Annotated in this window: 11 protein-coding genes; 6 read left to right on the top strand and 5 right to left on the bottom strand. The window is 47.9% G+C overall.

Features of this window, described 5'->3' with window-relative positions:
• Positions 1 to 17: 17 nt before the first annotated feature.
• Entirely contained in the window at positions 18 to 1,253 is a 1,236-nt protein-coding gene (locus KNP99_RS01570; protein WP_214845597.1) for an MDR family MFS transporter, read from the bottom strand.
• Positions 1,254 to 1,354: 101 nt separating this feature from the next.
• On the opposite strand from KNP99_RS01570, the gene KNP99_RS01565 reads away from it, so the two are divergent.
• The 4 genes from KNP99_RS01565 (at position 1,355) to KNP99_RS01550 (ending at position 5,268) form a co-directional block, all read left to right on the top strand.
• Positions 1,355 to 2,980, top strand: a complete 1,626-nt coding sequence (locus KNP99_RS01565; protein WP_214845595.1) for an ABC transporter substrate-binding protein — start codon at positions 1,355 to 1,357, stop codon at positions 2,978 to 2,980.
• 159 nt (positions 2,981 to 3,139) lie between these two features.
• On the top strand, positions 3,140 to 4,300 hold the full coding sequence (locus tag KNP99_RS01560; RefSeq protein WP_214845593.1) for a globin domain-containing protein: 1,161 nt from the start codon (positions 3,140 to 3,142) through the stop codon (positions 4,298 to 4,300).
• 171 nt (positions 4,301 to 4,471) lie between these two features.
• Entirely contained in the window at positions 4,472 to 4,645 is a 174-nt protein-coding gene (locus tag KNP99_RS01555; protein ID WP_214769410.1) for a DUF6440 family protein, read from the top strand.
• Positions 4,646 to 4,704: 59 nt separating this feature from the next.
• Positions 4,705 to 5,268 (top strand): GNAT family N-acetyltransferase, encoded by a 564-nt coding sequence (locus KNP99_RS01550; RefSeq protein WP_214845591.1) that lies wholly within the window; start codon positions 4,705 to 4,707, stop codon positions 5,266 to 5,268.
• Here KNP99_RS01550 and KNP99_RS01545 read toward each other — a convergent pair.
• From KNP99_RS01545 to KNP99_RS01530, 4 genes are all read right to left on the bottom strand, one after another.
• Complete coding sequence (locus tag KNP99_RS01545) at positions 5,254 to 5,757, bottom strand: DNA topology modulation protein (RefSeq protein ID WP_214845589.1); 504 nt, start codon at positions 5,755 to 5,757, stop codon at positions 5,254 to 5,256. The two genes, KNP99_RS01550 and KNP99_RS01545, sit on opposite strands and share 15 nt — an antisense overlap.
• A gap of 248 nt (positions 5,758 to 6,005) precedes the next feature.
• Positions 6,006 to 7,208, bottom strand: coding sequence for an MFS transporter (locus KNP99_RS01540; RefSeq protein ID WP_214845587.1), 1,203 nt, complete (start codon positions 7,206 to 7,208; stop codon positions 6,006 to 6,008).
• 84 nt (positions 7,209 to 7,292) lie between these two features.
• On the bottom strand, positions 7,293 to 9,911 hold the full coding sequence (locus KNP99_RS01535) for a heavy metal translocating P-type ATPase (protein ID WP_251133029.1): 2,619 nt from the start codon (positions 9,909 to 9,911) through the stop codon (positions 7,293 to 7,295).
• A 2-nt stretch (positions 9,912 to 9,913) separates the two neighbouring features.
• A complete protein-coding gene (locus KNP99_RS01530; protein ID WP_215193007.1) occupies positions 9,914 to 10,246 on the bottom strand; it encodes an ArsR/SmtB family transcription factor in 333 nt (110 codons plus the stop codon).
• A gap of 147 nt (positions 10,247 to 10,393) precedes the next feature.
• Between KNP99_RS01530 and KNP99_RS01525 the strand changes: the two genes are divergently transcribed.
• Both KNP99_RS01525 and KNP99_RS01520 read left to right on the top strand, forming a co-directional pair.
• Positions 10,394 to 10,939: a copper resistance CopC family protein gene (locus KNP99_RS01525; protein ID WP_214845584.1), complete on the top strand. Its 546-nt coding sequence runs from the start codon at positions 10,394 to 10,396 to the stop codon at positions 10,937 to 10,939.
• On the top strand, positions 10,936 to 12,033 hold the full coding sequence (locus KNP99_RS01520) for a copper resistance D family protein (protein ID WP_214845583.1): 1,098 nt from the start codon (positions 10,936 to 10,938) through the stop codon (positions 12,031 to 12,033). The genes KNP99_RS01525 and KNP99_RS01520 overlap by 4 nt, the downstream gene beginning before the upstream one ends.
• Positions 12,034 to 12,285 lie beyond the last annotated feature (252 nt).

Genomic DNA, 12,285 nt, shown 5'->3' with positions numbered 1-12,285 from the left:
TATCCACTCCTTTTTGATTACGAGACGTTTCGTTTCGTCTCGACGACTTCTTTCATGTAAAGACCCGAATACGCTAAGACCAATCCGAGGAAGACAATCAATCCGATATAGACACTCATCATGAACGGGGCTAGGACCGCTCCGAGGATGATCGTCGAGCGTGAAATCAAGTCGGCCCCGGCGTGGGACGTGCCGGCAAAGGCCGAATAGGCGCCGCGTTTATCTTCCGGCATCATGTTCGCTTTTTCAGCGTTTAACGTCGGGGAATACAACAATTCCCCGATCGTCGCGATGAAGATGAACGTCAACAGGACGGTCATCGAATTCGCACTCGTGACGGTCATGTAGCCGATCAGGTATAACGTTAGTCCGGCGACAAGTGCCTTCCGGCTTGAAAAACGGTTTGCGAGCCGTTGGATGAAAAACGTCAGACAAACAACGAGAATCGTATTCTCGATGCTGATCAGGCTGACCATCCGGACGCCGTTGACGAGGAGATTGCCGACTTCGACGGTCTTGAACTCGTCCGCCAGCCGGACAGCGACGTAACTGCCCATCGAAAATTCGGCGGCGAGGATACACATCGAACCGAGCACGACCTTGACGAACGGACGGTCGCGCCAGGCGATTCGGTAACTGTTCGTGATGTCGGTCAGGACGGACCGGAACGGCTGTTTCCGCCAGACGTGTTTCGATTCGTCGAGTAGGAAATGATACGCGACCGGTAAGAGGAGCGACGTACACGTCAATAAGCTGAACAGGAACAGTTTGTTGCTGACGTAGAGCCAGCCTCCGAGTGCCGTCCCGAGTGCAATCGAGAGATTGATCAACCAGTAATCGATCGCATAGACAGCCCGCCGATTGTCCGGCGTCGTCGCGTCAATGATGATCGCCCCCATCGCCGGTCGCCCGATGTTACTCGTGACGGTAAAGATGGCGTAGGCAATCGTGAAGGCAATCATCTGATTGACGGCAAGACTGATCGTCATCGCAAGGAACATCAAGCCGGTCGCCGTCGTCGACAGGACGAGCAGCCGTTTTCTCGGGAAGCGGTCGGCGAGATACCCGCCAATCAATCCGATGAAGAAACTTAAGAAGACGGTACTGATTAAAAACAATCCGGCAATGACTTTATTAAAGGCATCGACGAACAATAAGGCCATGAACGGCATGATGGCGAATGACACCGTCCGGTTAAAAAAGGATGTTACGAGTCTGACTTTAATTGGTTTAGGTATATCTTTCCATTTCATATTGTCACCTTCCATTCTCTACCTGTATGATAAACAAGACAGATTAATTAAAAAATGGACATCGTCGTGAATTAATGTCCCCTTTTAGGAAGGAGCAACTGATGGAAACGTATCTCTTTACGTTATGGAAAACATGCCGTGACGGACATTATACGATTCAGCACCTCGCCGATACGGTTCATTTGAGTCCGAAACAATTCAAACGTTATTTGAAGCGCTGGCAAGACGACGGTTGGCTTGATTATACGAGTGGTCAAGGGCGGGGACATTTGTCGGAGCTCGTCTGGTTGCGGCACGTCGAGCGCGAACTGGCCCGTCAGCTGCTCGAGCGGATCGACCGGGAATCGATTGACGCCGTGACGGAACAGCTCAGTTGGGACTGGTCCCCTGCTCAGACCGGGCGGTTCATGCGGCGGCTCGAACAAAAATTCGGTTATGTCCAAACGGCATCCGACGCTTTACTCATTCCGCGGAAACGGCCCTTCTTGACGGCACACCCGCTCGAAGCAGCCGATATCCATAGTGCCCACCTGGTCCAAAATGTCTTTAACCGCTTGTTTTGGATTGATGAAGACGGTCTGCTTAAAGGGGAACTTGCCCATCACTATGCCTGGCAAGGCAACACCTTGTCGCTTTATTTACGAAAAGACGTCCGCTTCCACGACGGTTCACTGATGACGAGTAAAGATGTCACAAAAAGTTTACGGGAACTGATCGCCTTTCCTGCCTATGCCTGGTCGTATCGCCACATTGAACAGATTAAATCGAACGGACCGTACCGGGTCGACCTGATCCTTGACCAGCAACGGAACTCGATTTTACCGAAGCTTGCGACACTTCACACGAGCATTCATAAAGAAGGTGTCGGGACCGGTCCGTTTCAACTGACGCAACAGGATGATAAAAAAACCGTCTTACAGGCGTTCGCGAATTTTTACGGCGTCCGGGCGTTACTCGACCGGATCGAGTTCATCCAGATGCCGGACGCCTACGATCCGGTTTACCGGACGTCGTTATCGGAATCGAGCGCAACCGGGACGATTGCCACCCAGTCCGGATTCGGACTGATTTTCTTGAATCCCCGTCCGGGCGGCGCCTTCGAAAGTGAGGAGGCGCGGCACTACATCCACCGTCTGATTGCTTCCGTCCGCCCCTTTATCACCGAGTTCAACGAGCGCGGTACACCGAACGTCCGCGGCTTTCTCGGTGAGTTTAGTCAAGAATATGTTGTTCCCGATGGACCACCCGTCACGTTCGACCGGCCGATCCGGATTAAACTGACGGACTTTACGGAAAACGTGACGTACTGGTTATGTGAAATGTTCGACCGCCAACGCATTCCTTATGAATTCGTTCCGGTCGGATTCAAAGAAAGTATCACCGACCTGCACGCTTTCGCCGACATCGATCTCGCGATCCACGCGGAAGTGTTCGAGCGCAACTTGACGGTCGCGTTCCATCAGTTCTTAACAAATGAATATTCTCCGCCGGCCAAGCTGTACCGCCAGATGCCGGAGATGGAACGGCGTATCCAACAGTACGACGACACGCCGTTCGAAGACTGGATGCCGCTCCACCAGTCGTTCGAGCGCTACGTCATCGACGCCTCCTATTTCATCCCGCTTTTTGATGATACGCGGCTGATTCCTTATCCGATCGAGCTGCAGAACCTCGTCATCGATTCGTTCGGTTACCTTGATTTCTCAAAACTTTGGATTCCGACTTGACCGCTGACACTAGTCAGTGGTTTTTGTCCGTTTCTTGACGAATCGATGGCACGTTTGTGACAAGATTCACTTTCTTTTTTAATCTAGTATTTAATATGTTGTATTTACGGGCGAAAGCTCTAATACTGTGGGAGAATGAACTGAAAAGGAAGTGGTCTTATGTTAAACGCAACAACGATTCAACTCATCAAGTCAACTGTCCCTGTTCTTGCAGAACACGGACCAGCGATCACCCGTGTCTTTTATCAACGCCTGTTTGAACGGCACCCGGAGATGACGCACATCTTTAATCAGACGAACCAAAAAACAAACCGTCAGTCGCAAGCCCTCGCTCACGCCGTCTATGCGGCAGCTGCGAACATCGATCAACTCGACGTCTTAAAACCAACGCTCCTGCCCGTCCTACATAAACACCGGAGCCTGCAAATCAAACCGGAGATGTACCCGATCGTCGGGACAGAACTGTTGCGCGCGATTGAAGAAGTCCTAGGTGACGCCGCAACTCCGGCAATCATCGACGCGTGGGGACTCGCCTATCAGGAAATCGCTGATTTGTTCATGACGCTTGAAGCCGAACTTTATGCACAAGACGAACAGGCAAAAGGCTTCACTGGATATCAGACCTTCACGGTGACGGCAATCACGCAGGAAGCGTCGGACATCAAATCGTTTACCTTGCAGCCAACACATGCCTTGACGTTACCGGCCTTTACACCGGGACAATACGTGACGCTCCGAATCAAAACGCCGGCAGGACTGTGGCAAAACCGGCAGTACAGCTTAATCAATCGCCCTGGTGATGCGTTTTACACGATTGCCGTCAAACGCGACGGAAGCGTGTCGAAGCAATTGCATGACGCAACAAACATCGGCGATACGGTCCTGCTCAGTGCACCGGCTGGCAATTTTGCGTTACCGGCTGGTCAAGCACCCGTCGTCCTGTTCGCTGGCGGGATTGGTCTGACACCCTTGCTCGCGATTGCCTGCGCAGCACTTGCGACAAGTCGGTCCGTCACGCTTCACGTCGCGATTCAAGATGACCGCGACCGTGCCTTTACGACGCGTCTCGCAAGCCTGGAAACAGCCGGTGCAACGGTCATCCGTTATGCGGAACGACATGCACAAACAGGGACAACTTCCGGTCGTTTGACGGAAGAAGTCATTCACAACGTCGACAAATCCGCGATTGCCTTCGTCTGTGGACCGGAAGCGATGATTCGGTTTGTCGCGTCGAACTGGCAAGGAGCGACGGAGCAACTGCATTACGAAGTATTCGGACCAGTGCTTGCGTTTGAGGCGGAAGCGGTTGGAGTAAACTAATCGAGGAATCGACTGAAAAAATACCGTTTCGACTGTAATTTTCGCAGTCAAAACGGTATTTTCTCTTTCAAATTCAGTTATCTTTATAAAAGAGCGCTATGTCCGCAGAAGACATGAATGTTTATGTTTGTTCCTGGCTACAGCGCTTAAATAAAAGGAGACGATTACAGTATGCGTGATAAACGGTTTGTATTGAAATCAAAACAACACCTCAGTGGAGGGATTATCAAAATCGTCGTCGATACGCAGACCGGCGTAAATTATTTGATGACAAGCGGTCTCGGGGTGAGCGGAATGACCCCCTTGCTAGATCAGGATGGTAAGGTAGTCGTCGATAAACGTTAACCTTCTCTATTTTTATTTCGCATGCGAGATATTAAAAACCGACCATAGGAGGATTTAACATGCAATTACAGCATGAACGCATTCACTTACGTCCGTTAACAATAAAAGACGCACCTCTACTGCTAGCAGCATCTCAAGACGACGAAATCCGATATGTGACGGCAACTAAAGCAACCTTTACATTAAAGCAAATTCAACAGCACATAAAAATTATAAACAGCGATTCAACACGATATGATTTTGCAATCTGTCTCAACAGTAACAATAAAATGATAGGAGAATTGTCTGTTTTTGAGATAGATCAAGAAAATAAGCGAGCAGGATTTCGAATTTCCATGAGCTCATTGAAATTAACAGGAAAAGGTTATGGTTCGGAAGCTTTACAATTAACGTTGCACTTCGTATTTAACAAACTACGATTGAATCGACTTCAACTTGAAGTATATAGTCATAATGTAAATGGGATAGCAGCTTATAAAAAAGCAGGGTTTGTAACGGAAGGTATACTCCGTGAATCGATAAATTATAATGGGGTTTATTTTGACGAACTGATTATGTCCATGCTCAAAAGTGATTATGAAAAACTGACTAACGCAAACCAAATTGCATCAAAGCTGATCTAAAAACGCCTGTACGTCACGCTTCGACGACAAAATGACGACGTTTTTCTCATGTCGCACTTCGTCAAGCTGGCGTAAGACACCCGGTCGCCGCGCTTTCGGGTACTGCCAGACCCACTTCAGGAACTGCCAGCTGAATTGTTCGATGCAGCCTTCCCCCATGTCCGGCCGTGTCCGGTTGCGGTACTTCAGATTACGTTTGATGACCCGGTACGCACAAACGGTCCGCGGCATGTCGAGAAAGATGACCGTATCGGCGGCGTCAAGCCGCATCCCGAGTGTTCCGCCGTAGTTTCCGTCAAGGATCCATTCCGGTTGTTCCATCAACTGCCGTTGCACCTCTATTTGCTCGTCCCGCGGGACGGCAACCCAATTCGGTTTCCAGAACAACGCATCGAGATGTGACACCTTAATCCCGGTTTGTTCATGCAATTGACGTCCGAACGTCGATTTCCCCGAACCGCCGGAACCGATGATGATGATTTTCTTCATGATTCTCCCCCTAAAATTTCGCATAAAAACAGACTGCCGGCTTACGGCAGTCCGTTCATTTCTTCATATTATTCTACTTCAATTCGTCGCCATAACAGATTCAACAACACCGTCATCCCACTAATCGGAATTAAAAATAACAATGCTATCATCATCAGACCATCCATCGTCGCTATCCCCTTTTGTTCTTCTTTTATTAAGTGTACTGCGAAAGAAAGCGCTTGCCCTCCACCTTAAGACCGATTTCCTTATCCTGCCTTGTCCTGACTGATATTACTAGCTGCGTGACGTGACGTAAGCAGCATCAAGAATACGGCACCGACCAGTCCTGAACCGCCGAAGAACAGAAAAACGTGTTCGATTGACAGGAAGGTCGTCATATAACCGGATAAGACGTAACAGACCGCAGAACAAAGTGTCGAGATGGCGACCATCGCCGAGCGGACCCGTCCGAGCAGTAAATCCGGCGTCGTTTGCTGGAGCAGCGTCGAAAACGGAATTCCGAATAAACTGAGGGCAGCACCCAGTAAAAAGAGCGCGATGAAAGCGAGCGACACGGTATCCGTCCAGCTGAGGGTGATGATAAAGAGGCCTTGTAACAACACGGACAGCCGGAACAGTCGACCGAGGACGACTTGTTTCGCGAACCGGGCATAGAGCAGCGACATGAGAATGCCACCGATGACGAGGGCGAGCTCCAGTACCGAAAAGGTTTTTGCTCCGCCAGCGACGACGTCTTTCGCGAACGGCGCGAGTAACGTATTCGCGGGTGTAATCATCCAGTTGGCGATGACGGCGAATCCTAAGATTTGCATCAGTTGCCGGTCTTGTTTTAAGTACGTCAGTCCTTCCGTCAACGCGTCGATGTACCGGTTCTGTTTCCCTTCTCCCCCGGGTGCAGCAGGCTTGATCGACAGGAGCAACAGCCACGCTACGCCATGCAGGACGGCTTCCATCAGTAAAATCGTCTCGATGGAAAAGCTCGCAATTAGCACGCCGCCAATCAAGAGTCCGCTTAACGTCCCGATTCGGTCGAGTGTACTCAAGTAGGCATTCGCGACCGGTAGACGGTCTGCTTCAACAAGTCGGACCACGACTTTGAATGCCGTATTTCCGCCAATCGTCTGTAAAACCGTCTGAGCAATCAATAATGCAATCAACAGTCCGGTCGAGCCGGAAAACAGTTGCAAGCCGATTGCCGTCAAAACTAATAGTCCCGTCCGGACAGCAACCGTCCCCTTGAGTAAGCGGACCGGGTCGACACGATCAATCCACGGACCACTAAAGGTCGCGACGACGAACCGCGTCAAAAAGACGGCGCCAATCAACAGGGCAAGCTGTAACGCCGTCAACCGTTCTGCACTCGTCCAGTAGATGGCGATATAGGAGATGCTCGCACCGACGACGGCAAATAAATCAGACAGGTAAAAATAACGAAACACTTTAGGCACGTCGTTTCCTCCTTGATTTGATATACCATAATCCTTTTACTTATTATACTCACATCCAAGTCATCATCTTGACACCCTCATGATTTAAAGCGTCCGCTTTTTCAATAATCGAAGGGCATTCAATGTCACGAGTACCGCTGCGCCTGTATCGCTGAGGACAGCCATCCACAATGTCAACCATCCAGGAAAGACGAGCATCAATGCAATCAATTTAATGAGAATCGAAAAAATGACATTCTGTTTAATGATAGTCAGCGTTGCTTTGCTTAAGTCAAATGTATAAGGTAACTTGTTTAAATTGTCTGCCATCAATACGATATCCGCCGTTTCAAGTGCGGTATCCGTCCCTGCTCCACCCATCGCAATGCTGACGTCCGCTGTAACGAAAGCAGGTGCATCATTGATACCGTCACCGACCATTGCGGTTTGAAACGATTGTTTCTTCATGTTTTCAACAATATGAACCTTTTCATGAGGCAGGAGATTGGCATGCACTTCATCCAGATTTAGTTTTTCCCCAATACGAGCTGCTGCACCTGCATTATCACCAGTCAACATGACTAATTTTTTTATTTTTATTTTCCCCTTTAACTTACGTACAGCATCGGCGCTCTCATCTCGTACTTCGTCTGAAAGTACAAAGAGTCCGTGGACATCAGCGTCACTTCCGAGAAGTACGACGGTCTGACCTTGCTTTTCAGCATTTGCAATAGTCGAATCAAGCATTCCCAACTCATAACCCATTTCACGAAACCACTTTACGCCTCCGATATGATACAGAATTTGTTCGAATTCACCCGACATACCATTCCCTACGCGATTTGTAATCGCGTCCGATTCAAGCGGATGTATTTCTTCTTGAATCGCGTATTCTGTGATGGCTTTTGCTAATGGGTGACTTGAATGCCGTTCGAGTGAGTGTGCGATGCGCAACACATGCTCGCGATCATCCGAGAGTAACATGAACTGTTGAACTGCCGGCGTCCCCTTCGTCAGCGTTCCTGTCTTGTCGAAAGCGACCGCGTCGATCTTTCCTGCCTTTTCTAAGAAGACGCCACCTTTGATCAATACACCATTTCGTGCAGCATTCCCGATTGCGGTCACAATCGCGACCGGTGTCGATATGACAAGCGCACATGGACAAGCGATGACAATCAATTCTAACCCCTTGTAGAACCACTCCCCCCAACTACCGAGTTGAAGGAGTGGCGGGACAATCATGATCAACAGCGCGCCTAAAAAGACGAATGGAGTATAGATTTTGGCGAAACGGTCGATGAATGCTTCGCTTGGCGCTTTATTATCCTGTGCTTCCTCGACCAATTCGATGATATGCGCAAGCGTTGTTTCCTGATATGTTTTTTCGACGATCATGTCGAACGAACGATCCATATTTAACGTCCCGGCAAAGACGTGATCTCCTTCACTTTTGTCGACCGGAATCGATTCTCCTGTAATCGATGCTTGATTGATGGTCGTCGTCCCTTTCAAAACCATTCCGTCTAGTGCAACCTGATCCCCTGGCCGAATCCGAATTTTTTCTCCGATTTGCACCGCTTCTACTGATTTCCGTATAAGCCCTTCTTCCGTCAGCACGAAGGCCTCCTTCGGGGAAAGTTCGATGAGTTTTTGAATCGAATTCCGCGTCCGGGCTAGCGAATGATTTTGAAGCAGATTCCCGATGGCAAAGAGGAAGACGACGGTCGCGCCTTCAAGCCATTCACCAATGAACGTGGCACCAATGGCTGCTACGCTCATCAACACATTCATGTCGAGTGACCGAGCACGCATGGCATAAAACGCGCTTCGAAAAGCTTTCCACCCGCTCAACATCAAAGCGATTCCGTACAGAGCGTCCGGAAGATAGAGGATTCCTATTGTTTGAAAGAGTAACCCTAACCCAATCAGGATCCCGGATAAGACCAGTGATATTCCATCGTATGAACGTGACGAAGATGTAGAAGACTCTTCTCCTTTAACCTGTCCATCAAAACCGATTTTGTTCAGCTCACTTTTTACTTGTCGAACATCCAAATGATGTGCGATTTCCATTTCTCCGCGTGCAAACGAGACCATGACAGTCTGTACATCTGCCATTTTCCCAAAATGTTGTTCAATCGTTTTAGCACAACTGCTACAATCCATCCCCGAAACTGCATATGTCTGGACACATTGATCTGATTTGTCAGGAGCGACGAGTTGAAACCCTAACTTCTTCACCTCATGTCGAAGCCGGCGATCACTCGGTGTTGTCTCACTCTCGATTTTTAAACGAGCCGCACCATAATGGACAGACACATTCCGATACTCCGGAATTGTAGATAATCCTTTTTCTAAAGTCGCCGCACAAGAAGGACAATCCATTCCTGCTATACGATAAGTATATGTTGCACGATCAGGATGAACTGGCGTCGAAACAGCACTGCTTGAAGAACAACACGTATCAGCATTCAGGCTGTCTACCGTTTTCTGTAAACCTTTACTACAGCACGATTCCGCTTCTTTCTGCGGGGACGCGGTTTCAATGGTTGTACCAGCTATCTCGGATGTCGAATTCGAACAGCAACTCGTCTCGACATGTTTCATCGCACGTCGCTCGACCTCGTTCGACGTACTACATGTCGTTGTAGATGAAGCGGCATCTTTCGCTTCTTTTGAATCGTTCTCATTCAGAGAGCCGTTGTTACAGCAGGAACTTGTCATTTTTATGCCTCCTCGATGTGATGTTCACAACAAGCGGATTCCTGCCCGATTTCCAGCGTCAGTTCTCCAAACAATTGCAATAATTCTCGTACTGTATCGTTTCGCAAAGAGTAATAGCCGTATTTCCCTTGCGTCCGTTTTTGAATCAGTCCACACCCTTTTAAACAAGCCAAATGTTGCGAGACGTTGGACTGATTTCCATGAATTGCTTCGACGATTTCTGTCACTGTCTTTTCACCGTCACGAATACATTCTAAGATTTGTAGTCGTGTTTTATTTGAAAAACCATGAACGACCCTTACTTTCAATTCCAACGGTTCCAGTAATTGTTCCATAATGTTCACTCCTTTTTCATATTCGGATTCACTAATATGATATAATCATATTAGCATTTACTAATGTAAGCGTCAAAAAAATAAAGGTTTTTGATTATATCTTTTATGGTTTTGACCGTACATAACAAACATAAAGGAGTTGAAGAGATGTATCGAAAAAACTATTTGCTGTTACTACTGGTAATGAGTATTTTGTGTTTCCCTCTGTATGTGTCTGCGCATACCGGACTGGATTCTTCCAATCCAGAAGCAAATCAGACTGTTCAACCGACTGACACGATGATCCTGCGTTTTGAATCCAAGATTGAAGCTGGCGGTAGGGTTCAGGTGTCCGCTATCGGTTCTTCGGATGTCCTCGACGGGACACTTAGTCAAAAAAATGAACGGATGACCCTGAAGTTCGATCAAACTTTGTCACCGGGGCAATATCAAGTCGATTGGAAAATCGTCGGGACAGACGGACATCCAATTGAAGGTACTTATGTGTTCACCGTCGCAGCAAACAAAGTCGAGGCCGAACCCCAGGAGGACCAAACGTCTGTTCGAACAGAACCGAAAAAAGAGGAACCTTCTGCGACAACCACACGCGCTACGGTTGATAGCCGGTTTGCCTTTTGGATTGCCGGGGGAATTCTTATATTATTGGCACTGTACTTTTTCTACCGGACTGTCCTACAAGGGCGTAAGCGATGATTTTTCTTTACCTGATCGGTGATACACTCCTCTACGGTTCTCTTACGCTATTAATCGGATATTTTTCCATCCAGCTCATTCCCTTGTCCTACCGACCTGACATTTCGTTTTCAGTACGGCGGATACGTGCCCTTATCTTGCTGACTCCACTGTTCTTTTCCTTTTCGGTCATACGAATCGTACTATATTTATATGAAGATATCGGTTTATGGATGACGCTCCAATCCGTATTATTTACATTCGAGGCTGGAAATGCCTGGATCTTGATGACTCTTTGGAGTGTACTTCTTCTCATCTTCACCAATCGTCCATCACTCAGCCCGGGGCGTGTAAAGTTATCGATGTTCTTTCTATTGTTGATGGTCGGAACTTTTGCATGGTCCGGACACGCTTCCAGCATCAAAGGGGCAGAAGGCATGATTATACATACAGCGCATGCCCTGGCCGTCTTCATTTGGACCGGCGGATTGCTCGTACTCGGCTTTTCAAGTAAATCAGACCGTAATTTGGCCATTATCCTCGAATGGTTTAGACCACTCGTGACGTTATGTTTTTTAATAATCGTCGGTTCCGGAATCTATCTGATGTCTGTCGTGGTATCGGTAGGGAACTATCTCGATTCTTGGATTTTGCCGTATGGTCAAGCCTTACTTTGGAAACATGTCTTGATTCTCCCTGTGCTGGTCATCGGTTTCCTGAACGGAAAGTGGAGTTATGCGCATTCCAAACAATCATTCGAAGTCCAGCGGATGCGCATGCGGGTGGAAGGACTCTTGATGTTTCTTCTCTTTACAGCGACTGCATGGCTCGGTCAACAGGAACCACCGCATTCGATCAAGGACACATTAAAATCAAGCGGCGCTGGTACACTGTCAGAATTTCTTTTTCCCAGCTTGCGTTTTACTTATTCTAGTATCCGGTTCGAACCTACCGTGACAACCATCTCATTAATGACAATCAGTTTGCTCTTCAGCGGGTTACTGATCTTTGTTATACGAACAACGAGCGATTCCGTCAAGATACTCTTTTTAGGACTAGGAGCATCGCTCTCTTTATTTTTTGCTTTTTTATACAGCATCTCAATTTTTCTATGATTAATCTGGAATATGCCTTAAACAATCTTTTATTGTGTGAAACTCTTGATTCCCCCACGTTTAACCTAGTCTGTTTGTGATGGTTTCCACTTGAACTATTGCATTTGATATTATAGTTAATAATGAATCATGTTGAAAAAAATATTGTCGGGATTTTACAAAATCAAAACGGCGCGACATCTGGATGTCATCTAGAAGTCAAATTGTTATCTAGTTCTTACGGGACTGTAACGAGGTTTCACCATCCCTTCC

Source organism: Exiguobacterium sp. s95, assembly GCF_018618655.1.
Taxonomy (GTDB): domain Bacteria; phylum Bacillota; class Bacilli; order Exiguobacteriales; family Exiguobacteriaceae; genus Exiguobacterium_A; species Exiguobacterium_A oxidotolerans.
The sequence above is the reverse complement of the archived record's forward strand: the minus strand, read 5'-3'. Positions and strand labels throughout refer to the sequence as shown.

Coding starts and splice junctions, on each gene's coding strand:
- KNP99_RS01545 (WP_214845589.1), bottom strand. CDS start 5,757: ATGAAGAAAATCATCATCATCGGTTCCGGCGGTTCGGGGAAATCGACG.
- KNP99_RS01555 (WP_214769410.1), top strand. CDS start 4,472: ATGCGTGATAAACGGTTTGTATTGAAATCAAAACAACACCTCAGTGGA.
- KNP99_RS01535 (WP_251133029.1), bottom strand. CDS start 9,911: ATGACAAGTTCCTGCTGTAACAACGGCTCTCTGAATGAGAACGATTCA.
- KNP99_RS01520 (WP_214845583.1), top strand. CDS start 10,936: ATGATTTTTCTTTACCTGATCGGTGATACACTCCTCTACGGTTCTCTT.
- KNP99_RS01530 (WP_215193007.1), bottom strand. CDS start 10,246: ATGGAACAATTACTGGAACCGTTGGAATTGAAAGTAAGGGTCGTTCAT.
- KNP99_RS01565 (WP_214845595.1), top strand. CDS start 1,355: ATGGAAACGTATCTCTTTACGTTATGGAAAACATGCCGTGACGGACAT.
- KNP99_RS01570 (WP_214845597.1), bottom strand. CDS start 1,253: ATGAAATGGAAAGATATACCTAAACCAATTAAAGTCAGACTCGTAACA.
- KNP99_RS01525 (WP_214845584.1), top strand. CDS start 10,394: ATGTATCGAAAAAACTATTTGCTGTTACTACTGGTAATGAGTATTTTG.
- KNP99_RS01550 (WP_214845591.1), top strand. CDS start 4,705: ATGCAATTACAGCATGAACGCATTCACTTACGTCCGTTAACAATAAAA.
- KNP99_RS01560 (WP_214845593.1), top strand. CDS start 3,140: ATGTTAAACGCAACAACGATTCAACTCATCAAGTCAACTGTCCCTGTT.